General features: G+C 69.5%; 21 protein-coding genes. 8 read left to right on the top strand and 13 right to left on the bottom strand.

The features are described from left to right. Positions 1–10 precede the first annotated feature (10 nt). Genes oppB through UYS_RS0215135 form a run of 3 tightly spaced genes read left to right on the top strand, consistent with a single transcriptional unit; the run spans position 11 to position 3,459 of the window. Positions 11–937, top strand: coding sequence for an oligopeptide ABC transporter permease OppB (gene oppB / locus UYS_RS0215145; protein WP_016856370.1), 927 nt, complete (start codon positions 11–13; stop codon positions 935–937). Beyond that, positions 927–1,811 (top strand): ABC transporter permease, encoded by an 885-nt coding sequence (locus UYS_RS0215140; protein WP_016856369.1) that lies wholly within the window; start codon positions 927–929, stop codon positions 1,809–1,811. The genes oppB and UYS_RS0215140 overlap by 11 nt, the downstream gene beginning before the upstream one ends. A 34-nt stretch (positions 1,812–1,845) precedes the next feature. After that, on the top strand, positions 1,846–3,459 hold the full coding sequence (locus UYS_RS0215135; protein WP_016856368.1) for an ABC transporter ATP-binding protein: 1,614 nt from the start codon (positions 1,846–1,848) through the stop codon (positions 3,457–3,459). 74 nt (positions 3,460–3,533) lie between these two features. Here the strand turns inward: UYS_RS0215135 and UYS_RS0215130 are convergent, their stop codons facing one another. Beyond that, positions 3,534–4,877 (bottom strand): OmpP1/FadL family transporter, encoded by a 1,344-nt coding sequence (locus tag UYS_RS0215130; protein WP_016856367.1) that lies wholly within the window; start codon positions 4,875–4,877, stop codon positions 3,534–3,536. A gap of 270 nt (positions 4,878–5,147) precedes the next feature. Here UYS_RS0215130 and UYS_RS0215125 point away from each other — a divergent pair, with 270 nt between their 5' ends. From UYS_RS0215125 to UYS_RS0215115, 3 genes are all read left to right on the top strand, one after another. Next, positions 5,148–5,600, top strand: a complete 453-nt coding sequence (locus UYS_RS0215125) for a MerR family transcriptional regulator (protein WP_016856366.1) — start codon at positions 5,148–5,150, stop codon at positions 5,598–5,600. Next, the gene (locus tag UYS_RS0215120) at positions 5,597–8,161 is read left to right on the top strand and encodes a heavy metal translocating P-type ATPase (protein WP_016856365.1); all 2,565 of its coding nucleotides are present in this window, start codon (positions 5,597–5,599) and stop codon (positions 8,159–8,161) included. The genes UYS_RS0215125 and UYS_RS0215120 overlap by 4 nt, the downstream gene beginning before the upstream one ends. Before the next feature lie 131 nt (positions 8,162–8,292). After that, complete coding sequence (locus UYS_RS0215115; RefSeq protein ID WP_016856364.1) at positions 8,293–8,712, top strand: VOC family protein; 420 nt, start codon at positions 8,293–8,295, stop codon at positions 8,710–8,712. A 4-nt stretch (positions 8,713–8,716) separates the two neighbouring features. Here UYS_RS0215115 and UYS_RS0215110 read toward each other — a convergent pair whose 3' ends face one another. The 10 genes from UYS_RS0215110 to ffh form a co-directional block, all read right to left on the bottom strand. Beyond that, positions 8,717–10,519 carry a single-stranded-DNA-specific exonuclease RecJ gene (locus UYS_RS0215110; RefSeq protein ID WP_016856363.1) on the bottom strand — a complete coding sequence of 601 codons (1,803 nt, stop codon included), beginning with the start codon at positions 10,517–10,519 and terminating at the stop codon, positions 8,717–8,719. A 193-nt stretch (positions 10,520–10,712) separates the two neighbouring features. Beyond that, the gene (gene thrC / locus UYS_RS0215105; protein ID WP_016856362.1) at positions 10,713–12,101 is read right to left on the bottom strand and encodes a threonine synthase; all 1,389 of its coding nucleotides are present in this window, start codon (positions 12,099–12,101) and stop codon (positions 10,713–10,715) included. 165 nt (positions 12,102–12,266) lie between these two features. After that, a complete protein-coding gene (locus tag UYS_RS0215100; protein ID WP_026068599.1) occupies positions 12,267–13,580 on the bottom strand; it encodes a homoserine dehydrogenase in 1,314 nt (437 codons plus the stop codon). A gap of 72 nt (positions 13,581–13,652) precedes the next feature. Beyond that, positions 13,653–14,393, bottom strand: coding sequence for a DsbC family protein (locus tag UYS_RS0215095; protein WP_026068598.1), 741 nt, complete (start codon positions 14,391–14,393; stop codon positions 13,653–13,655). A gap of 3 nt (positions 14,394–14,396) precedes the next feature. Continuing rightward, entirely contained in the window at positions 14,397–15,302 is a 906-nt protein-coding gene (gene xerD, locus UYS_RS0215090; protein ID WP_016856359.1) for a site-specific tyrosine recombinase XerD, read from the bottom strand. Between the two features lie 111 nt (positions 15,303–15,413). Next, positions 15,414–15,770, bottom strand: a complete 357-nt coding sequence (gene rplS / locus UYS_RS0215085) for a 50S ribosomal protein L19 (protein WP_016856358.1) — start codon at positions 15,768–15,770, stop codon at positions 15,414–15,416. A 153-nt stretch (positions 15,771–15,923) separates the two neighbouring features. After that, the gene (gene trmD / locus UYS_RS0215080; protein ID WP_016856357.1) at positions 15,924–16,688 is read right to left on the bottom strand and encodes a tRNA (guanosine(37)-N1)-methyltransferase TrmD; all 765 of its coding nucleotides are present in this window, start codon (positions 16,686–16,688) and stop codon (positions 15,924–15,926) included. 17 nt (positions 16,689–16,705) lie between these two features. Beyond that, positions 16,706–17,257, bottom strand: a complete 552-nt coding sequence (rimM, locus tag UYS_RS0215075; protein WP_016856356.1) for a ribosome maturation factor RimM — start codon at positions 17,255–17,257, stop codon at positions 16,706–16,708. Positions 17,258–17,294: 37 nt separating this feature from the next. Continuing rightward, the gene (rpsP, locus tag UYS_RS0215070) at positions 17,295–17,543 is read right to left on the bottom strand and encodes a 30S ribosomal protein S16 (protein WP_016856355.1); all 249 of its coding nucleotides are present in this window, start codon (positions 17,541–17,543) and stop codon (positions 17,295–17,297) included. A gap of 206 nt (positions 17,544–17,749) precedes the next feature. Beyond that, positions 17,750–19,177, bottom strand: a complete 1,428-nt coding sequence (gene ffh / locus UYS_RS0215065) for a signal recognition particle protein (protein ID WP_016856354.1) — start codon at positions 19,175–19,177, stop codon at positions 17,750–17,752. A gap of 220 nt (positions 19,178–19,397) precedes the next feature. Here ffh and UYS_RS0215060 point away from each other — a divergent pair, with 220 nt between their 5' ends. Together UYS_RS0215060 and UYS_RS0215055 are read left to right on the top strand one after the other, a co-directional pair. Next, positions 19,398–20,198 (top strand): cytochrome C assembly family protein, encoded by an 801-nt coding sequence (locus UYS_RS0215060; protein ID WP_016856353.1) that lies wholly within the window; start codon positions 19,398–19,400, stop codon positions 20,196–20,198. Positions 20,199–20,257: 59 nt separating this feature from the next. After that, complete coding sequence (locus UYS_RS0215055; RefSeq protein WP_016856352.1) at positions 20,258–21,544, top strand: HlyC/CorC family transporter; 1,287 nt, start codon at positions 20,258–20,260, stop codon at positions 21,542–21,544. 1 nt (position 21,545) lies between these two features. Here UYS_RS0215055 and UYS_RS0215050 read toward each other — a convergent pair whose 3' ends face one another. Together UYS_RS0215050 and UYS_RS0215045 are read right to left on the bottom strand one after the other, a co-directional pair. Next, complete coding sequence (locus UYS_RS0215050; RefSeq protein ID WP_016856351.1) at positions 21,546–22,244, bottom strand: 1-acyl-sn-glycerol-3-phosphate acyltransferase; 699 nt, start codon at positions 22,242–22,244, stop codon at positions 21,546–21,548. A gap of 8 nt (positions 22,245–22,252) precedes the next feature. After that, positions 22,253–22,870 (bottom strand): TetR/AcrR family transcriptional regulator, encoded by a 618-nt coding sequence (locus UYS_RS0215045; RefSeq protein WP_016856350.1) that lies wholly within the window; start codon positions 22,868–22,870, stop codon positions 22,253–22,255. Between the last annotated feature and the right edge of the window lie 110 nt (positions 22,871–22,980).

The following is a 22,980-nucleotide window of genomic DNA, read 5'->3' as shown; positions in this document are numbered from 1 at the left end:
GGGGACTCTCATGCCTGGCTACATCCTCAAGCGCCTGCTGCAGGCGATACCGACGCTGTGGATCGTCATCACCCTGTCGTTCTTCCTGATGCACCTGGCGCCGGGCGGCCCCTTCGACGGCGAGCGCCAACTGCCGCCGGAGATCGAGGCCAACCTGCTGGCCACCTATCATCTGGACGAGCCGGTGTGGAAACAGTACCTGATCTACATGGGCAACCTGCTGCAGGGCGATCTCGGCCCCTCGTTCAAGTACAAGGACTTCAGCGTCACCGAGCTGGTCGCCCAGGGCTTCCCGGTGAGTCTGGAGCTGGGGCTGTGGGCCATCGGCCTGGCGCTGTTGATCGGCCTGCCGCTGGGCGTGATCGCCGCGCTGAAGCGCAACTCCACCGTCGACTACCTGGTGATGGGCGCGGCGCTGGCCGGGGTGGCGATCCCCAACTTCGTCATCGCGCCGCTGCTGGCGCTGGTGTTCGGCGTCTTCCTGGCCTGGCTGCCGGTGGGCGGCTGGAACGACGGCCAGTGGCAGAACCTGGTGCTGCCGGTGGTGGCGCTGTCGATCCAGCAGATCGCCTACATCGCGCGCATGATGCGCGCCAGCATGATCGAGGTCCTCGGCAGCCACTTCATCCGCACCGCCCGCGCCAAGGGCTTGACCGAGGCCGAGGTGATCTGGCGCCACGCCCTGCGCCCGGCGATGCTGCCGGTGGTCTCCTATCTGGGCCCGGCCGTCGCCGGGATCATCACCGGCTCGGTGGTGATCGAGCAGATCTTCGGCATTCCCGGCATCGGACGCTACTTCGTCCAGGCCGCCCTCAACCGCGACTACACCCTGGTGATGGGCACGGTGGTGTTCTACGGCGCCCTGATCGTGCTGCTCAACCTGCTCGTCGACCTGACCTACTCGGCCCTGGACCCGCAGATTCGCCATGACGACTGATACCGCTGTCTCGACCCCCGATCTCGCCGGCGACAGCCTGGCCCGCGAGGCCTGGCGCCGCCTCAGGCAGAACCAGGCCGCCACCCTCAGCCTGGTGCTGCTGGCCCTGACCACCCTGGCCTGCGTGATCGGCCCCTGGTTGACGCCCTGGGGCCTCGACGAGGTGGACTGGAACGCCTTCCTCACGGCCCCGAGCCTGGCCGACGGCCACTATGCCGGCACCGACGCCAACGGTCGCGACCTGCTGACCCGCGTGCTCCACGGCGGCCGGGTGTCGCTGTCCGTGGCGCTGGTGGCCACCCTCGTCTCGCTGCTGATCGGCGTGCTCTACGGCGCCGTTGCCGGCTTCTTGGGCGGGCGCGTCGACAACCTGATGATGCGCTTCGTCGACATCATGTACTCGCTGCCGTTCATGTTCCTGGTGATCCTGCTGATGGTGGTGTTCGGCCGCAACATCCTGCTGATCTATGCCGCCATCGGCGCCGTCGAGTGGCTGGACATGTCGCGCATCGTGCGCGGCCAGGTGCTGGCGCTCAAGCGTCGCGAGTTCGTGGAGGCGGCCCACGCCCTGGGCGTGCGCGGCCACAAGATCGTCACTCGCCACCTGATTCCCAACGCCATCGGTCCGGTGATCGTCTACGTCACCCTCACCGTGCCCAAGGTCATCCTGCTGGAGAGCTTCCTGTCCTTCCTGGGGCTCGGCGTCCAGGAACCGCTGACCAGCTGGGGCGTGCTGATCAGCGAGGGCAAGGACATGATGGAGACCGCGCCATGGATGCTGCTGGTGCCCTCGGTCTTCCTCGCCCTGACCCTGCTGTGCCTGAACTTCCTCGGCGATGGCCTGAGGGACGCCCTGGACCCGAAAACCCGCTGATGACAGCGCCCCGGAATCCCATCAGGAGAGGAACATGCAACAGCCACTGCTCGAATTCGATCGCCTGCGGGTCGACTTCAGCCTCCCGGGCGGCACCGTCACCGCCGTCCGGGATATCAGCTTCACCGTGCACGAGGGCGAGACCCTGGCGCTGGTCGGCGAGTCCGGCTCGGGCAAGTCGGTCTCCTCCACCGCGGCCATGGGCCTGCTCCCGGACCTGGCCCGCCCCTCCGGCGCCATTCGCTGGCACGGCGGCGAGGGCGACGAGGACCTGCTGACGGTCGCGCCCGGGCGCCTGCGCCGCCTCCGCGGTAACGAGATCTCGATGATCTTCCAGGAGCCCATGACCTCGCTGAATCCGCTGCATCGAGTGGGTCGGCAGATCGTCGAGGTGCTGGCCAAGCACACCTCGCTGCGTGGCCAGGCCGCCCGCGCCCGCGCCCTGGAACTGCTCGAACAGGTCGGCATCCCCGAGCCGGCGCGACGCATCGACAGCTATCCCCACGAGCTCTCCGGCGGCCAGCGCCAGCGGGTGATGATCGCCATGGCGCTGGCCTGCGAGCCGAAGCTGTTGATCGCCGACGAGCCGACCACCGCCCTGGACGTCACCGTCCAGGCCCAGATCCTGACCCTGCTCGAGGACCTGAAACAGCGCTACGGCATGGCGATACTCTTCATCACCCACGACCTCGGCATCGTGCGCCACTTCGCCGACCGGGTCTGCGTGATGCGCCAGGGCGAGCTGGTGGAGAGCGGCGAGACCGCGGCGCTGTTCGCCGCCCCCCGGCACGACTACACGCGGATGCTGATCGACGCCGAGCCCCGCGGGCGCAAGGCGCCGGTGGCCGAGGACGCGCCGCTGCTGCTGGAGGCCCGCGATCTTCGCGTGCGCTTCCCGCTCGGCAAGCGTCTCTTCCGCCCGATGGAGGTCTTCGAGGCGGTGCGCGGCATCGACCTCTCGATCCGGCGCGGCCAGACGGTGGGCATCGTCGGCGAGTCCGGTTCCGGCAAGTCGACGCTGGGGCGCGCCCTGCTGCGCCTGCTCGAGAGCCAGGGCGACATCCGCTTCGACGACACGGCGCTGGACGGTCTGGACAGCACCGCCATGCGGCCATTGCGCTCGCGCATGCAGGTGGTCTTCCAGGATCCCTTCGGCTCGCTGTCGCCGCGCATGACCGTGGGCGAGATCATCGGCGAGGGGCTGCGCGTGCATGCCCCGGCACTCGGCCGACGGGAGCGCGACGCCCGGGTGCAGGAGGCGCTGCGCGACGTGGCGCTGGACCCCGCCATGCGCCGCCGCTACCCCCACGAGTTCTCTGGCGGGCAGCGACAGCGCATCGCCATCGCCCGCGCCCTGGTCCTCAAGCCCGAGTTCCTGCTGCTCGACGAGCCCACCTCGGCGCTGGACCGCTCGGTGCAGGCCACGGTGATCGCGCTGCTGCGTGACCTGCAGGCCCGGCACGGCCTCACCTACCTGTTCATCAGCCACGACCTGGCCGTGGTCCGCGCCCTGGCCGACAGCGTCGTGGTGATGAAGGACGGCGCCGTGATCGAACAGGGCGATACCGAGACCCTGTTCCAGGCCCCGCGCGAGGCCTATACCCGCGAGCTGATGCGCGCGGCCTTCCTCGACGGCGAGGCCGCCTGACGTCAACGACGCGGCCATGACAAAGCCCCGGCCGATAGCCGGGGCTCTGGGTCGAAGCGGATCACGCCACGCGGCTAGAAGCGATAGTCCACCGACAGGGCGAAGACGTCGGCCTCCACCTCGTACTCGCCGGACAGGTTGCCGCGACTGGCGTTCTCGGGCTTGTTCCCGTCCTGATCCATGTCGACGTCATCGCCGAAGATGCGCAGATAGCCCGCGGTGATGCCCAGGTTCTCGGTCGGCTGGTAGGTGGCGCCGAGGGAGGCCCAGCGGCGATCGGCGTCCGGCACCCGCGGGGTACGATGCTGTGCATCCGGTACCGGCGTCTCGTCGATGCCCAGGCCGGCCCGCAGCGTCCACTGATGCGTCAGCGCGTAGTTCGCGCCCACCGAGAAGGCCCAGGTGTCGTCCCAGTTCTCGGTGGTGGGGCTGTTGGAGCCGTCCTCGAACTCCACCACCAGCTCGTCGAAGCTGCTCCACTCGGTCCACTCGGCGTTGGCCATCAGCGCCAGGCGATCCGTCAGCTGATGATAGACGCCCAGATTCAGATTGGCCGGCGTGGTCAGGTCGGCCTTGCCGCCCATGTCCGAGACCGCGCCATTTTCTACCGCACTATCGGAAACTGGATCGGTGCCCGACACATCGAGATCCCCTTCCAGCGTCAGATCGATCTCCGAGCGATAGCTCACACCGAAGCGGGTGCGCTCCGTCGCCTGGAACAGGGCGCCGAGGGTATAGCCGTAGCCCCAATCGTCCCCGGTCAGCTCGCCGATGACGTCGTTCTGCCCCGGCGTGGCCAGCGGGCTGCCCTGGAGAGCCGCCGCCGAGCCGAAGTCGATGGCATTGGACAACGTCGCGTCCGCATACTGAGCGCGCAGCCCCACGGCCAGGTTGAGCCGCTCTGTGGCGCGGTAGTTGAGGGTCGGCTGGAAGTCGATCGTCTTCAGCTCGGTCTCGACGGCGTGGTAGCGGCCGATCCAGTCCTCGTCGTATTTGGTGGCAAGCCCGTAGGGCGAGTAGATCGCCAGGCCCAGGTCCCACTGATCGTTCAACTGCGTCTTGGCAGCGAAGCTCGGCACCACGGCAGACTCACCGCCCTCTCGAGAGCCACCGCGATCATAGTCGACCAGTCCATTGGCGCTCGAGGCCTCGGCGTCTTGCAGCTCGAAGGTGGCATCGATATAGGCCACCCCGCCGGCGACCTGATTGCCGTCGATGTTGCCGATGGCGGCCGGGTTATGGGCCATGAAGCTGACGTCCTCGGCGCCGGCGGCGGCGTTGGAGAAGGCGTTGGCGAGGCTCTTGGCACTCTGCTCGCGCACCTGGAAGCCGGTGGCGGCGGCCTGGGCGGACACGAGCGCCGCGGAGGCCAGGGCGACGGCGGCGGCGAGCTTGCGAGACGTGAAGGGCAGGGGCATGGCGCGGCTCCTTGGCATTGCTGTTGTTATGGTGATGCAGCGACTGACCGACAGTGTCGTCAGAACTCATCGCAAGGATCAAGGACAAACGCCCGTTTAAATCCAGTTTTCACTAATACTTTAGTGGCACAACTGTTTGAACATGAAGCGCAACAATAACTTGCACTCTCCTCCCGCCCCTCCCCTGCCGATCCCTGCGCCGCCATCTTGACCTTTGTGTAACCCAAGGGTTTTACACTCTGGGTATTCCCTCATCAGGAGACGCGAGCCATGAAGGTCAGCGAACTCGCCCGCCAGGCCGGCGTCACCGCCGAGACCGTGCGCCACTACACCCGCGAGGGGCTACTGCGCCCCGAGCGCAACCCGGCCAACGGCTACCAGCTGTTCGACGACGCCGACCTGCGCCGGCTGCGCTTCATCCAGCGCGCCCGCACCCTGGGCTTCGGCGTCGCCGAGATTCGCGAGATCCTCGAACAGTCCGATCACGGCGACTCGCCCTGCCCGCTGGTGCGCGACCTGCTGGCGCGACGCCTGCCGGAGATCCGCCACCGCATCCGCGAGCTCGAGGCGCTTGCCGGACGCATGGAGGAGGCGCTGGCCGCCTGGGAGGACCTGCCCGACGGCACCCCGGACGGCCACAGCCTGTGCCGCCTGATCGAGAGCTTCCCCGAGCCGCTGGCGCCCGACGCCAGGGCAGCCGAGCCCAAGGAGACCTCATCATGAGCACCCCGACACGCCGCGAGCGCACCGTGCCCGGCATGAGCTGCCAGGGCTGCGTGAGGCGCATGCGCGAGGCCATCCAGGCCCAGGACGCCAAGGCTGAGGTCAGCGGCACGCCGGCCGAGCATCGGCTGGACGTCACCACCTCGCTGGACGACGCCGAGCTGGACCGGGTGCTGGCCGACGCCGGCTATCCGCCCGAGACGTCCACCAAGACGTCGCCCATCGAGCCGGCCGCCGACCCAGAGAACGACGCCGAGCCCGAGCCGGCGCCGACAGCGGAATCCGCCAGCGACGGCGCCACCCAACGCCTGTCGATCACCGGCATGACCTGCGCCGGCTGCGTGAAGAGCGTGCAGCAGGCGCTGGAGCGCACCCCGGGGGTCGAAGCGGCCACGGTCAACCTCGGCAACCACACCGCCCAGGTGCGCGGCCGCGCCGACACCCAGGCATTGATCGACGCCGTGGACGCGGTCGGCTACGGGGCCGAGCCGATCCTCGACCTGCGCCAGGCCGAGAAGGTCCGCGCCGAGCGCGACGCCAAGGAGTATCGCCGCCGGCTGCGCGGCAGCGCCCTGTCGCTGGCGCTGGCCGTGCCGCTGATGGTCGGCATGTTCGTCTATCACCCCCAGCCGCTCGGCGCCGGCCGCGGGTTCTGGCTGGTGGTGGGTCTCTTGACCCTGGCGGTGATGGCCGGCCCCGGCCGCCACTTCTTCCGCAACGCCTGGAAGAACCTGCGCCATCACCAGGCCAACATGGACACCCTGATCGCCATGGGCACCGGCACCGCCTGGCTCTACTCCATGGCGGTGGTGGCCTTCGCCGAGGCCCTGCCCGAGATGGCCCGCGGCCTCTACTTCGAGGCCTCGGCGATGGTGATCGGCCTGGTGCTGCTGGGCAACGCCCTGGAGCTGAAGGCCAAGGGCCGCACCAGCGACGCCCTGCGCCGCCTGCTCGACCTGCAGAGCCGCACCGCCCGGGTGATCCGCGACGGCCACGAGCAGGAGGTCGAGATCGACGAGGTGCGCGAGGGCGACCGGCTGCGCGTGCGCCCCGGCGAGCGCCTGCCGGTGGACGGCGAGGTGATCGAGGGCGAGAGCCATCTCGACGAGTCCATGCTCACCGGCGAGCCCGCCCCGGTGGCCAAGGCGGCCGGCGACGAGGTCAGCGCCGGCACCGTCAACGGCCAGGGGGGGCTGGTCTATCGCGCCACCCGCGTGGGCGCCGACACCCGCCTCGGCCGCATCACCGAGCAGGTGGCCCACGCCCAGGCCTCCCGGCCGCCCATCGGCCGGCTCGCCGACACCATCTCCGGCATCTTCGTGCCCTCGGTGATGATCATCGCCGTGCTCACCGCGCTGGTCTGGTACAACGTCGGCGCCGAGCCGCGGGGGTTGCACATGCTGGTCACAGCCAGCACGGTGCTGATCATCGCCTGCCCCTGCGCGCTGGGCCTGGCCACGCCGATCTCCACCATGATCGGCGTCGGCAAGGCCGCCGAGCACGGCGTGCTGGTGAGAAGCGGCGAGGCGCTGCAGACCGCCAGCCATCTCACCACCCTGGTGGTGGACAAGACCGGCACCCTCACCGAGGGCAAGCCCCGGCTGACCGAAGTCGAGATTCTCAACGGTGACGAGCAGGCGGTACTCGGCTGGGTGGCGGCGCTGGAGCGCGGCTCCGAGCATCCGCTGGCCGCGGCCCTGCTCGCCCACGCCGAGACGCAGGGCGCCGAGGCGGCCGAGATCCAGGACTTCACCAGCGTGACCGGCGGCGGCGTGCGCGCCCGCACCGCCGACGGCCGGACGCTGCTGCTCGGCAACGCCCGGCTGCTCGAGGAGGCCGGCGTCGATCTCGGCGCGGGCCAGGCGCGCGTCGACGCGCTAGAGCGCCAGGCGCGCACCGTGGTCCAGCTGGCCGTCGACGGCGAGCTCGTCGCCCTGTTCGGCGTCAGCGACCCGCTGCGCGCCGATGCCAGGGCCGCCGTCGCGCGCCTGCGCGGCGAAGGGCTGACCCTGGTGATGCTGACCGGCGACAACGAACACACCGCCCGCGCCATCGCCGACGAGGTCGGCATCGACGAGGTCCGCGCCGGGCTGCTGCCCGAGGACAAGCACGCCGAGATCGAGCGTCGCCAGGCCGACGGCGAAGTCGTGGGCATGGTCGGCGACGGCATCAACGACGCCCCGGCCCTGGCCCGCGCCGACGTCGGCTTCGCCATCGGCCAGGGCACCGACGTGGCCATCGAGAGCGCCGGCATCACCCTGATGCGCGACTCGCTGCACGGCGTGGCCGACGCCATCGCCATCAGCCGCGCGACGCTTGCCAACATCAAGCAGAACCTGGTGGGCGCCTTCGGCTACAACGTGCTCGGCATCCCCATCGCCGCCGGCGCGCTCTATCCGCTGACGGGCAGCCTGCTGTCGCCGGTGATCGCCGGCGCCGCCATGTCGGCCTCGTCGATCACCGTGGTCGGCAACGCCAGCCGCCTGCGCGCCTTCCGCCCCCAGGGGGCCGACGCGCCCGACGAGGCCTCATCTTCCGGCCAACAGGAGGCATCCGCATGAGCTGGATCGTCAATCTCGCCGGCCTGGCGCTGATCGCCCTGATCGCCTGGTGGTTCTGGGGCCAGCGCTGACCGACGCTCGGGGCCGCCGGGGCTACGCTGAAGGCAGATAGCCACCAGGGAGGACGCCCGATGCCCGAGCTCGACGGCGTGCTGGAAACGGCCCTCTACGTGACGGACATGCCCAGGGCCAGACGCTTCTTCGAGACGGTGATGGGGCTCAGCCCCTTCACCGCCGACCATCGCTTCACCGCCTATGACGCCGGCGCCGGCACGGTGCTGCTGCTGTTCCTCGACGGCGAGACCGCCGAGACGGTGGTGCTGCCCGGCGAGATGGGCACCATCCCGCCCCACGACGGCGCCGGCCGAGTGCACATGGCCTTCGCCATCGCCGCGCCGGCGCTGGCCGACTGGGAGGCCCGACTGGGCGAGCACGGCATCGAGATCGAGGGCCGCACCCACTGGCCGCGGGGCGGCGAGAGCGTGTATTTCCGCGACCCCGACGGCCACCTGCTGGAGCTGGCGACCCCGGGGGTATGGCCGACCTACTGACCACTTAACGCACTGGCGCGGCGTGCTCGACCATGAGCTGCAGCGATTCGCGACCGCGCCAGCGGTTGCGGTTGAGCTTGTAGGCGCAGTGCAGCCGGTCGCCGACGCCGAAGGCCGGCACCTCGCCCGGGGTCAGCGCCCGGAACCAGATCGCCTTGGTCGACACCGGGCCGGCCGAGAGCTCCATCATCAGGTGATTGCCCTCGGCGCCCACCGGGCGCAGCGACTCGACCAGGAACTCGCCCTCGAACAGCGGCGGGTCGAATTCGCGGCCGTAGGGGCCGAGCGCCTCCAGCTCGTCGAGGGTGGCCAGGCTCAGCTGGGCCGGTGCCAGTTCGCCGTCGGTGAAGACCCTGGGAAACAGCTCGGTGTCGCCGAGCTGCTCGCCGACCGCCTGCAGGAAGGCGGTGCGGAAGGCCTCGAGGGATTCCACCGGCACGCCGACGCCGGCGGCGCCGCGGTGGCCGCCGAAGCGCGGCAGCGCCTCGGGGGCGAGCTCGAAGGTGCGCTGCAGGGCGTCGCGCAGGTGCAGCGCCTCGATGGAGCGCCCCGAGCCGGTCAGCATGCCGGCCTGGGCGGCCGGGGTCAGCACCAGGGTCGGCCGGCCGAAGGCCTGCACCAGCCGTGAGGCGACGATGCCCTGCACGCCGGGATGGCCGTCCTCGAGATAGACCACCAGCGCCGGCGCGCCCGCGGCCAGCTGCGGCCGGGCCAGCGCCCGCGCCTGCTCGGCCATGTCCGCCTCGATGGCCTTGCGCGACTGGTTGTCCTGATCGAGCGTCTCCAGATGCCGCGCCGCCGTGGCGTCGTCCGCCGCCAGCATGAAGTGCAGCGCGGCGTAGGGGTCGTCGAGCCGCGAGCGGGCGTTGATCCGCGGGCCCATCTGGAAGGCCAGCGTCTCGGCGTCGAAGGGCACGCTGTCGGCGCCCAGCCGCTCGGCCATGGTCCGCCAGCAGGCCGCCTCCATGCGATTGATCAGCGCCAGGCCCTGGGTGACCACGGCGCGGTTGGCGGCACTGCCGCCGAGCGACACGCAGTCGGCCACGGTGCCCAGCGCCACGTAGGAGAGCCAGGGCGAGAGCTTGGGCGTGGCGGCCGCCAGCACGCCCCACTCGATCAGCACCGAGCGGGCCAGCGACATGGTCAGCCAGGCGACCATGCAGCCGGCGATGGTCGGGTCCGGGTAGTCGCAGTCGTCGCGGGTCGGGTTGACGGTGGCGAAGGCCGAGGCCGGCGGGCCCTCCACCGGCAGCGCGTGGTGGTCGCTGACGACCACGTCGATGCCGGCGGCCTTGAGCCGGGCGATGCGCGGCTCGTCACTGCTGCCGCAGTCGGCGGTGATCACCAGGCTCGGCCGCGGCGAGAGCTTCAGGGTGCGCTCCACCAGCGGCAGGCTGATGCCGTAGCCATCGTGGATGCGATGGCCGATCAGGCTGTGCAGCCGGTCTTCCGGCACGCCGAACAGCTCGTTCAGGGTCCGGCGGATCACCACGTGGGAGGTGATGCCGTCGACGTCGTAGTCGGTGAGGATGCCGATGTGCTCGCCCTCGACCACCGCCTGGGCGATGCGCTCGGCCGCCGGGCGCGCGTCCTTGAGGCGCTCGGGGTGCGCCAGGTGGCGCAGGCTCGGCGACACCAGCGGCGCGAGCTCGCCGGCATGGCCGGGCAGGCGCCCGGCCAGCACGCGGGCCTGCAGCGGCGTCAGCCCCTCCGCCAGGGCGCGGGCCTCCAGGGCCTCGTCGCGGGGACGCGGCAGGATGCGGGGCGTCAGCGAAGCGTCGGGGTCGGGCGTCGGGATAGCGTCCACGGAAACTCCTGGAGATGACGGCAAGACGCCCGGCGAACCGGGCGTCAGGGGGCTTACGGCAAAGACTTAGGGACGCCGGGGACAGGCCGTAGAGGGGGTCCTACGCCAGGGATGGCGTCGGTAGCGCCCAGGGAAGGGTTCACAGCGCCCCCTCGTAGGTCTGTCGCCGGGTCAGTCCCGAGCCAGAACATGATTACCGCCGGTTGTCGGCCACGAACTGCTGCACGGCGGCGAGCTCGGCCGGCAGCACGCTGTAGCGCTCCTCTCGCTCCAGCAGGTCGTCCATGTGCGGCGGCAGCGGCACGCCCGGGAAGCCGGCCTTGACCACCGCCTCGGCGAACTTGGCCGGGTGCGCGGTGGCCAGGGTGATCATCGGCACGCTCTCGTCGCCGCGCTCGCGCTCGGCGGCGCGATAGCCGGTGGCGGTGTGCGGGTCGAGGATCTCCTGGGTCCGGTGATGCGCCTCGCGGATCACCTCCAGGATGGTGGCGTCGTCGATGCTGTGGCTGGCGAACATCTCGCGCAGCCGCGCCAGCGGCGCATCGGCCAGCGCCGAGGGCTCGTCCTGGAAGCGCTCGAGCAGCGCGTCCACGGCCGCGCCGTCGCGCTGGTAGGCCTCGAACAGCAGGCGCTCGAAGTTGGACGACACCACGATGTCCATGGACGGCGCCAGGGTCGCGACCAGCTCCTTCTTGGAGAAGTCGTTGTCGGCCAGGGTGCGGTGCAGGATGTCGTTGGCGTTGGTGGCGATCACGAAGCGCTCGACCGGCAGGCCCATGCGGTAGGCCATGTAGCCGGCGAAGACGTTGCCGAAGTTGGCCGACGGCACGCAGAAGCTCACCTTGCGGTGCGGCGCGCCCAGTGCCACGGCGGAGGCCACGTAGTAGACGATCTGGGCCATGATGCGCGCCCAGTTGATCGAATTCACCGCCACCAGCCGGGTGCCGTTCAGGAAGTCCTGGTTGGCGAAGCTGGCCTTGACCATGGCCTGGGCGTCGTCGAAGTTGCCCTCGATGGCGACGTTGAAGACGTTGTCCGCCAGCACGGTGGTCATCTGGCGACGCTGGACCTCGGACACCCGCTGGTGCGGGTGCAGGATGAAGATGTCCAGGTTGTCGCAGTGGCGGCAGCCCTCGATGGCGGCCGAGCCGGTGTCGCCGGAGGTGGCGCCCATGATCACCGCGCGCTCGCCACGCTTGTCGAGGAAGTGGTCGAGCAGCCGGCCGAGCAGCTGCAGGGCCACGTCCTTGAACGCCAGCGTCGGGCCGTGGAACAGCTCGAGCAGGAAGTGGTTGGCGCCGAGCTGGTTCAGCGGCACCACGGCGTCGTGGCTGAAGGTGGCGTAGGCGTCGCGGACGATCTCGCGGAAGGTGTCGTCGTCGATCTCGCCGCCCACGTAGGGCTGCATCACCCGGAAGGCGATCTCGGCGTAGGAGCAGCCGGCCATGTCGGCCAGCTGCTCGTGGCTCAGCCGGGGGACGGTCTCGGGCACGTAGAGGCCGCCGTCGCTGGCCATGCCGGTGAGCACGACCTCCTCGAAGGAGAGCGCGGGCGCCTGCCCGCGAGTACTGATATAGCGCATTGTTCGATTCCTTTGCTCGCTCGGGACCGACCCGGCGACAAGCCTTCGAGGAGGCGCTGAGCCCCCATCCCTGGGCGCTACCGACGCCATCCCTGGCGCAGGACCTCCTCTACGGCCTATCCCCGGCGTCCCGCGTTGCCAGCGATAGCCGCGCGGCCGATATGATTAGTTCTCTTCCAGCGACTCGACGCGAATGCGAGTGACGGAACCGGCGATGTCGGCCATGGCCTCGATCTTGCGGATCGCCTCGTTCATGTGCTTCTCGCGGGTGCGGTGGGTCATCAGGATGATCGGCACCAGCTCGCCCTCGGTCGCCTCCTTCTGGATCAGCGCCTCGATGGAGATGCCTTCCTCGGAGAGGATGGTGGCGACGCGGGCCAGCACGCCGGGGCGGTCGACCGCCAGCAGGCGCAGGTAGTAGGCGGTGCTGATCTCTTCCATGGCCAGGATCGGCGGCTGGTCAGCGTTCTCGCCGATGCCGCTGAAGGCCAGGTAGGGCACGCGGTAGTGGTGATCGGTGGCGATGTCGCGGGCCACGTCGAGCACGTCGGCGACCACCGCGGAGGCGGTCGGCTCGGCGCCGGCGCCGGCGCCGTAGTAGAGGGTCGGGCCCACGGCGTCGCCCATCACGGCGATGGCATTCTTGACGCCGTGCACGTTGGCCAGCAGCCGCTCCTTGGGAATCAGGGTCGGGTGCACGCGCAGCTCCAGCCCCTCGTCGGTGCGCTTGGAGATGCCCAGGTGCTTGATGATGTAGCCCAGGTTGTCGGCCTGCTCGACGTCCTCGGCGGTGACCCGGGAGATGCCCTCGGTGTAGGCCTTCTCGAACTGCAGCGGCACGCCGTAGGCGATGGAGGCCAGGATGGTCAGCTTGTGGGCGGCGTCGATGCCTTCGACGTCGAAGGTCGGGTCGGCCTCGGCGTAGCCCAGCGCCTGGGCCTCGGCCAGCACGTCCTCGAAGGCGCGGCCTTCGTCGCGCATGTGGGTGAGGATGAAGTTGCCGGTGCCGTTGATGATGCCGGCCAGCCACTCGATGCGGTTGGCGCCGAGGCCCTCGCGCAGCGACTTGATCACCGGGATGCCGCCCGCCACCGCGGCCTCGAAGGCCACGATCACGCCCTTCTCGTGGGCGGCCTGGAAGATCTCGTTGCCGTGCACCGCGATCAGCGCCTTGTTGGCGGTGACCACGTGCTTGCCGTTGTCGATGGCGGTCAGCACCAGCTCGCGGGCCACGTCGTAGCCGCCGATCAGCTCGACGACGACGTCGATGTCGGGGTTGGCCGCGACCTCGAAGATGTCCTGGGTGCTCTTGATGCCGGTGACGTCACACTCGGGATTGGGCGTGCGGTAGGCCACCTGCTCGATGACGATCGGGCGCCCCGCCCGACGAGCGATCTCGTCGGCGTTGCGCGTCAGTACGTTGAAGGTCCCGCCACCGACGGTGCCCAGGCCACAGATTCCCACTCTCACCGGTTTCAATGTCTTTCCCCTCGTTACTGCTAGTGTCTCAGCGTTGGTCGGCCTCAAGGGCCGGTGCGCGCTCGGTGGCGCCTATTGCTCGTTCAGGCCCAGCATGGTCGCCAGGCGTTCGGCCGGCACGTAGCCGGGCACCAGGCGCCCGTCGGGCAGCACGATGGCCGGGGTGCCCTGCACGCCCAGCTGCATGCCCAGATGATACTGTTCCTCGACCGGATTGTCGCAGCTTGCGTTGCCCTCGAGCGCCTCTTCGCGCTTGGCCGCCGACATCGCCTCGCTGGGATTGTCCGCGCACCATACCCGCTGCAGCTCGCGGGCGCCCGGCGAGCTCATGCCGCCACGCGGGAAGGCCAGGTAATCGACCTCGATGCCCATCTCGTTGAGGCGCGGCACCTCCTCGTGCAGGCGGCGGCAGTAGGGGCAGGTGGTGTCGGTGAACACCGTGACCCGTGCCTTCGGCGCATCGGTGCCGCGGAACACGACCCGCTCGTCGTCGGGGATCGCCGCCACCCGCGCGGCCCGCTCGGCGTTGCGCGACTGCTCGGAGAGGTTCACCAGCCCGCCCTCGGCGTTCTCGTAGAGGTCGCCGACCAGGAAGTAGTCGCCCTCGGCGTCGGTGTAGAAGCGCTCGCCGGTCTCCAGGCGCACCGCGTAGAAGCCTTCCAGCGGCGTTTCCTCGATGCGCTCCACCGGCATCTGCTGGCCATCGACGGCGAGCCGCTCGGTCAGCCGCTCGATGGCCGGATCCTGGGCCAGGGCGGGGAGTGACAGGGCGGCGAGCATGCCGCCGGCGACAACACGGGAGATGGGTCTCATGATTCAGCCTCGGGGATGATGATCGGCGTGCAGGGCCTCGAGCCGGGCCTGCGCGACATGGGTATAGATCTGCGTGGTCGACAGGTCGCTGTGACCAAGCAGCAGCTGTACGACACGCAGGTTGGCCCCATGATTCAACAGATGGGTGGCGAAGGCGTGGCGCAGGGTGTGCGGCGACAGCGGCCGGTCGATGCCGGCGACCAGCGCATGGGCCTTGATGCGATGCCAGAAGGCCTGCCGGGTCAGGCAGGCGTCGCCGCGGCCGGGGAACAGCGCCGGCCGCGACGGATCGTCCATCAGCGCCGCACGCCCGGTGCGCAGGTAGCGCGACAGCCAGTCCAGCGCCTCCTCGCCGAGCGGCACCAGGCGCTCCTTGTCGCCCTTGCCCCGCACCCGCACCACGCCCTGGCGCAGGTTGACGGCGTCGGTGGTCAGCCCGACCAGCTCACTGACGCGCAGCCCGGCCGCGTAGAGCACCTCGAGCATGGTGCGATCGCGCAGGCCCAGGTCGGTGGCGAGGTCCGGCGCGGCCAGCAGCCGCTCCACCTCGTCCTCTTCCAGGGTGTCCGGCAGCGACGGTCGGGCCGGCGGCAGCTTCACCTCGGCGATGGGGTCGTGGTCGATGCGCCCCTCGGCCAGCGCCCAGCGATAGAAGCGGCGCAGGCTCGACAGCAGCCGGGCATTGCTGCGCAGCTTGTAGCCGTCCTCGCGCCGGGCGTCGAGCCAGGCCGGCAGGGCCTCGCCACCGGGCGCCAGCAGCGCGGCATCGCGCCCGTCGAGCCAGGCCGCCCAGGCGGTCAGGTCGCGGCGGTAGGCCGCCAGGGTGTTGTCGCTGGCGCCCTCCCCCAGCCACAGGTCGTCGAGGCAGGCCTCGATCAGCGCCAGGGCCTCGTCAGCGATGGTCGTCATGGCGCTCCTCGGTCCCTGAACGACGAAACCCCGCCCCGCGGCTGCGGTGACGGGGTTTCGATGTCACGCGGACTGACACGCCGCGTCACCACTGGCCGGTGAGGCGTTGCCTCAGGCCAGCTTTTCCTTGATGCGGGCGGACTTGCCGCTGCGCTCGCGGAGGTAGTACAGCTTGGCCTGGCGAACGTCGCCGCGACGCTTGACGCTGATGGAGTCGACCAGCGGGCTGTAGGTCTGGAAGGTACGCTCGACGCCGACGCCGTGGGACACCTTGCGCACGGTGAAGGCGGAGTTCAGGCCGCGGTTGCGCTTGCCGATGACGACGCCTTCGAAGGCCTGCAGGCGCTCGCGGCTGCCTTCCTTGACCTTGACCTGAACGGTCACGGTGTCGCCCGGGGCGAATTCCGGCACTTCCTTGCTCATCTGCTCGGCTTCGAGCGCCTGGATCACCTTGTTCTTGCTGCTCATGACATAACTCCTCGATAACATACATGATTCGTCGATCCGGCAGTGGGTGGCCGACGAATCGTGATCCCGGCGCTCGAATGCCTCGAGGCGCGGGAGTCCTGTTGGTGACGCAGGTCACGGCCGCTGCGGGCGCGTCCTGCACCTCCGCCTGACCTACTCGCTTTCGGCCAGCGCGTACTCCTCGATGAACTCCTTGAGCAGAGTCTGCTGCTCGGCGTCCAGCGTCCTGCCCTCGAGCAGGTCGGGTCGCCGGAGCCAGGTCCGCCCCAGGGACTGCTTGAGCCGCCAGCGCCGGATGGCGCCATGGTGGCCGCTGAGCAGGACATCCGGCACCCGTCGCCCGTCGATCACCTCGGGGCGCGTGTAGTGCGGACAGTCCAGCAGTCCGTCGTTGAAGGAGTCCTCGACCGCGGAATCCTGATGGCCCAGCACGCCAGGCACCAGCCTTGCCGCGGCATCGATCAGCACCATCGCCGGCAGCTCGCCGCCGCTCAGCACATAGTCGCCGATCGACCATTCTTCATCGATGTCGGCTTCAACGACCCGTTCATCGATGCCTTCGTAGCGTCCGGCCACCACCACCAGGGGAGGGCCTTCCGCCAGCTCCTGCGCGCCGCGCTGATCCAGCTGACGCCCCTGGGGCGAAAGATAGATCACCTTCGGGCGTTGCCCGGTGGCGTCCTCGGCCCGCTCGCGGGCATCGTGGATGGCCGAGCGCAGGGTGTCGACCTTCATCAGCATCCCCGGTCCGCCGCCGTAGGGGCGGTCGTCCACGGTGCGATGCCGGTCGGTGGCGTAGTCCCGGGGATTCCAGAACTCCAGGGCGATCTGCCCCTTGTCCACCGCTCTGCCCGTCACGCCCTGACGGGTCAGCGCCTCGAACATCTCGGGGAACAGCGATACCACGCCGACCCACATGGAGGCGTCGCTGCGACTCAAAAGTCCGGATCCCAGTCGACGGTCATCACGCCGGCCTCGAGATCTACCTTCTGCACGACCTCGTCGGGCAGGAAGGGCAGCAGTCGTTCGCGATCGTCGATGGCGTCGCCGTCACGCCCCTTCACGACCATGACGTCGTTGGCGCCGGTCTCGAAGAGGTAGTCGACGCGGCCCAGCCTGACGCCGTCACGGGTCACCACCCGCAGGCCTTCCAGCTGGTACCAGTAGAAGTCATCGTCGCCGTCGAGCTCGGGCAGCTCGGCCGTGGGCAGCAGCACTTCGGCGCCGGCCAGGGCCTCGGCCTGATCTCGACCGTCGACGCCTTCCAGGCGGGCCACCAGGCCCTTGCCCTGCGGGCGTCCCTGGACGAGACGATAGCGCACGAGACGGCCCTGATGGCGCAGCACCCACTCGTCATAGTCGAGGATGCCTTCCATCGGGCTGGTGTACGAATACACCCTCAGCCAGCCCTTCACACCGTAGGGGCTGGTCAACTTGCCCAGCACCACGTGCTCATTGGCCGGTGTCGGCTCGACGACTGCGCTCATCGCGATCCTGCCTCAGACATTCGGGACATCAGGCCGATCAGGCCTGCTTGCGGGCTTCCTTGACCAGCTCGGCAACGCGGCCGGACAGCTGGGCGCCCTGGTCCTGCCAGTGCTGAATGCGATCGAGGTCGACGCGCAGACGCTCTTCCTGGCCGCGGGCGACCGGGTTGAAGAAGCCGAGACGCTCGATGAAACGGCCGTCACGAGCCTTGCGGGAATCGGTCACGGTGAGGTGGTAGAAGGGACGCTTCTTGGCGCCACCACGTGCCAGACGAATGGTAACCATGCGTTGACTGTCCTTCGGTTGAGTTACGGAGGTTGTCGGTCGGGGCCAGGCCCTCGACAGTCGGATCGACCGCACCCCGGAGGGTGCGCCGCCGGGTGTTCGGTCACGAGAAGGCCCGCGAAAAACGCGGACCTGCCAGTGAAGACGCCGCATTCTACGGAAATCTCCCCGGCTTGGAAACCTTTTTGGGCCGCGAGCCGGGCGCCTCAGCGCCGCGGCAGGCCACCGCCCGGGCCGCCCATGCCGCCGGGACCGCCCATTCCCCCCATGCCGCCGGGGCCTCCCGGGCCGCCTCCCATCATGCCGGACATGCCGCGCATCATCTTCTGCATGCCGCCCTTCTTGCCGGCCTTCTTCATCATCTTCTGCATCTGCTTGTGCTGCTTGAGCAGGCGATTGAGGTCCGGCACCTGCAGGCCGGCACCGGCGGCGATGCGGCGCTTGCGCGAGCCGTTGATGATGTCGGGGTTGCGGCGCTCCTTGGGCGTCATCGAGTTGATCAGCGCCTCGAGCTTGCCCATCTCCTTCTCGGGACCCGGCCCCTGGGCCATCTCGGCCATCTGGCCCATGCCGGGCAGCTTGCCGAGCAGGCCGCCCATGCCGCCCATCTTCTTGAGCTGCTGGAGCTGGTCGCGGAAGTCCTCGAGGTCGAAGCCGTCGCCCTTCTTGACCTTCTTGGCCAGCTTCTCGGCCTGCCCCTTGTCGACGGTGCGCTCGGCCTCCTCGATCAGCGACAGCACGTCGCCCATGCCGAGGATGCGCGAGGCCACGCGGTCCGGGTGGAAGGGCTCGAGGGCGTCGACCTTCTCGCCCACGCCCATGAACTTGATCGGCTTGCCGGTGATGTGGCGCACCGACAGCGCCGCGCCGCCGCGGGCGTCGCCGTCGGCCTTGGTCAGGATCACGCCGGTCAGCGGCAGCGCCTCGTGGAAGGCCTTGGCGGTGTTGGCGGCGTCCTGGCCGGTCATGGAGTCGACCACGAACAGCGTCTCGTCCGGCGACACGGCGTTCTCGAGGGCCTGGATCTCGGCCATCATCGCCTCGTCGATGGCCAGGCGGCCGGCGGTGTCGACGAGCACCACGTCGTGGAACTGGATCTTGGCGTGCTTGATCGCCGCCTCGGCGATGGCCACCGGCTGCTGATCGCTGCTCGACGGGAAGAAGTCGACCTCGACCTCCTTCGCCAGCGTCTCGAGCTGGTCGATGGCCGCCGGACGGTAGACGTCCGCGGAGACCACCAGCACCTTCTTCTTCTCGCGCTCGCGCAGGTAGCGCGCCAGCTTGGCCACGGAGGTGGTCTTGCCCGCGCCCTGCAGGCCGGCCATCAGCACCACCGCCGGGCGGCCCTTGAGCGACAGGCCCTCGTTGGCCTCGCCCATGATCGCCTCGAGCTCCTGCTGGACGATCTTGACGAACTGCTGACCCGGCGAGAGGCTCTTCGAGACCTCCTGACCCACGGCACGCTCGCGTACCCGGTCGATGAACGCCTTGACCACCGGCAGGGCGACGTCGGCCTCGAGCAGCGCCCGCCGGACCTCGCGCAGGGTGTCCTTGACGTTGTCTTCGGTCAGGCGCGCCTGACCCTTGATCGATTTGAGCGTCTGGGACAGACGATCGCTGAGATTCTGAAACATGGGGCCTCTCCGCAAACGATGGCCTGGGAAGCCGCATCAGCCCCCGGCATGGCGCGTCCGGGCGGGACTTTCCCACAATGGGGCGAAATTATACGCCTTGTGGCCGCGAGTCTCCATGGCAGCGGCCCGCGCCCGGCTGGGCGGCACGCGGAGGATTCGGTATAGTGGCGACTCCATTTCCTCTCGCTGGACGCTGGCGAAGGCGCACGGATAGCCATCGATGTACGCGCTCCCTCTGGCCCTGGTGGCCTTCATCTTCTACATCGCCGCCGCTTCCTGGCAGGGCCTGACCCTGTTTCGACGCGTGGCGCCGCGCGACACTCTGGTCCGCGGCCTCGGGGCCGCCGGCCTGCTCTGCCACCTGCCGCTGGCCGTGGGCCTGCTCGACCAGGGCGCCTCCCTGCTGCCGGGCTTCTCGACCAGCGTGGTGCTGGCCGGCGCCCTCGCCGTGCTGGTGCTGCTGCTGGTCAGCCTGTTCAAGCCGGTGCTCAACGTCGCCACCGGCCTCTTCCCGCTGGCCGGCGCGGTGCTGCTGCTGGCCGCCGAATGGCCGAGCCCCGAGAAGGGGGCGGGCATGACCCCGGGCATCGCCCTTCACGCCCTCAGCGCGGCGCTGGCCTTCGCCCTGCTGGCCATCGCCGCCGTCCAGGCGGTGCTGCTCGGGGTGCAGAACCAGGCCCTTCGCCACCATCACATCCGCGGCGTGGTCCAGTCGCTGCCGCCGCTCACCACCATGGAGCGGGTGCTGTTCGAGCTGCTCTGGGGCGGCATGATCCTGCTGACCCTGTCGATCGCCAGCGGCTTCGCCTTCGTCGACAACATGTTCGCCCAGCACCTGGTGCACAAGACGGTGCTGTCGCTGGCCGCCTGGGTGATCTTCGCCGCCCTGCTGATCGGCCACCATCGCCAGGGCTGGCGCGGCATGCGCGCGGTGCGCTGGACGCTGGGCGGCTACCTGATGCTGCTGCTGGCCTATTTCGGCAGCAAGTTCGTGCTCGAGATCCTGCTGGCGCGTCCTTGACACCATCGGGCCCCGTCCCTACAACTCAAGCCTTGATACGCGATTGAGGACCCTTCGACTTGAACGACGACTTCCCCCTGGGATTGCTGTTCGGCCTGCTGCTGCTGCTCATCTGCCTCTCTGCCTTCTTCTCGAGCTCCGAGACCGGCATGATGTCGATCAACCGCTACCGCCTGAGCCACCGGGCCAACGAAGGGGAGCGCCGGGCACGGCGGGTGATGCGTCTGCTCGGTCGCCCCGACCGCCTGATCGGCGTGATCCTGATCGGCAACAACTTCGTCAACAACCTCGCGGCCTCGATCGCCACCATCATCGCGATTCACTTCTTCGGTGAGGTCTCCGGGCCGGCCGTCGCCACCAGCCTGCTGACCATCGCCATCCTGATCTTCGCCGAGGTCACCCCCAAGACCTACGCCGCGGTGAAGCCGGAGCGCATCGCCTACCCGGCCTCGCGGATCCTGGAGCCGCTGCTCAAGCTGCTCTACCCGCTGGTATGGCTGGTCAATGCCATCTCCAACGGCCTGCTGCGGCTGCTCGGGGTCAAGACCCTCGAGGGCGGCGGCGACAACCTGACCCGCGACGAGCTGCGCACCGTGGTCCACGAGGCGGGGCCGCTGATCCCGCGCCGCCACCAGGCCATGCTGGTGTCGATCCTCGACCTCGAGAACGTCACGGTGAACGACATCATGGTGCCCCGCCACGAGGTGATGGGCATCGACCTGGACGACGACCTCGACGCCATCCTGACCCAGATCCGCACCAGCCAGCACACCCGCGTGCCGGTCTACAAGGGCGACATCAACAACATCATCGGCATGCTGCACCTGCGCAACGCGGCGCGCTTCCTGTCCCGCGGCGAGGTGACCAAGGCGGCCATCGTCCAGGAGGCCCGGGAGCCCTATTTCATTCCCGAGTCGACGCCGCTGCACACCCAGCTGCTCAACTTCCAGAAGCAGAAGCGACGCATCGGCATCGTGGTGGACGAGTACGGCGACGTGGAAGGACTGGTGACGCTGGAGGACATCCTCGAGGAGATCGTCGGCGAGTTCACCACCGACGTGGCCGGCCAGGATCAGGAGATTCACCCCCAGGACGACGGCAGCCACGTCATCGACGGCACCGCCAACATTCGCGACATCAACAAGTCGCTGGGCTGGCAGCTGCCCACCGACGGCCCCAAGACCCTCAACGGCCTGATCCTCGAGCACCTGGAGTCCTTCCCCGACGGCCCGACCTGCCTGCAGATCGGCGCGGTGCGCATGGAGCTTCTCGAGGTGCGCGACAACCTGATCACCTCGGCGCGCTGCTGGCAGGCGGTGCGCCTCCCCGCCGCGGCCAACGCCTGACTCAGCGGCGGGAGCGCCCCGCCGCCCACTCGTCGGCCTCGCCCTTCAGCGCCCTGACCCTCTCCTCCAGCCGCTGGCGATCGGCCTCGGCCGGCGCCAGCGGGGCACCGAAGTAGAGCGCCACCCGGGCCCGAAAGCGCCGCGGCGGCGTGCCCAGGGCCCGGCCGTGGCGGTGCGAGGTCCAGGAGCCCCATAGCCCGGCCAGCCCCGCCGGCACCACCGGCACCGGATCGCGGGCCAGGATCAGGTCCAGGCCACGCCGGAAGTGATGAATCTCGCCGTCCTTGGTCAGCCGCCCCTCGGGAAACACCATCACCACCTCGCCGGCGCGCAGCGCCTGGCTGACCTGATCCAGCGAGCGGCGCAGCCCGCCCGGGTCGCGGCGCTCGGAGTCCACCGGGATCGCCCCCGCCAGCTTGAACAGCCAGTGCAGCCAGGGCGACTCGTAGATCGGCCGGTCCATCAGGAAGCGCAGCGGTCGCGGGCTGGCGCCGCCTACCACCAGGGCGTCGACGAAACTGACGTGATTGCAGACCACCAGGGCGGGGCCATGGGCGGGAAGGTGGCGGCGGCCGCGGAAGCGCAGCCGATAGAGCAGATGGATGATCAGGAACACCAGCCGACGCAGCACGCGGCGCGGCGAGCGCAGGCACCAGCCCAGCACGGCGGCCACCGCCAGGGTGGGAAGCCCCCAAGCCATCAGGGCGGTCAAGAGATGTCGGACCCCGCCTTCAGGCCGGCCAGCAGGGTCGTGAGCAGCTTGTCGAGCAGCTCTTCCACCTCCAGCGGCTCGCTTTGCCAGTAGCCGAGGCGCTCGTTGAGCCCCAGCTGCACCAGGCCATGGACGCTGCCCCACAGGGTCCGCCCCAGCCGGCGCGCCTCGAGGTCGTCGAGCGTCGGCTGGTATTCCTTGAGCGTGCTCTCGACGCGCAGGAACAGCGCCTCGATCATGTCGTTCTGGCGCTGGTCCAGCTCGCCCTCCTGGGCCAGCGGGTAGTCGAACATCAGCTGCCAGCGGAACGGTTCGCGGCGGGCGAACTCCCAGTAGGCCCTGGCCAGCGCCTTGATGCGATCGTCCGGCGCCGCCTCGTCGAGCAGCGGATCGATGGCGGCGCGCAGGCTCGCCAGCGACTCGATGTTCACGTGCTGCAGCAGGTTGCCGAAGCTGCCGTAGAGCTTGAGCAGCGTGCTGGGGGCACAGCCGACGTCACGCGCCAGGGAGCGCAGCGACAGCGTATGCACGGGCCGCTCCTGCAGCCAGGCATCGCAGGCCGACATCACCTGGGCATGAAGCGCCTCGGGGGCGTGCTGTCTGGGACGGGCCATCGACATCCTCGCGGGCCGGGCCGGTGCCACCCGGGGGCGACACCGGTCACGATCTGAAATGAAAACACTGTTTCCGCTAGCATATCGCGCCTGAAGCGCAACGCAAGTCC

The sequence above is a fragment of the Halomonas smyrnensis AAD6 genome (assembly GCF_000265245.1).
GTDB lineage: Bacteria > Pseudomonadota > Gammaproteobacteria > Pseudomonadales > Halomonadaceae > Halomonas > Halomonas smyrnensis.
Note: the sequence above shows the minus strand (reverse complement) of the source record. Positions and strands in the feature narration are given on the sequence as shown.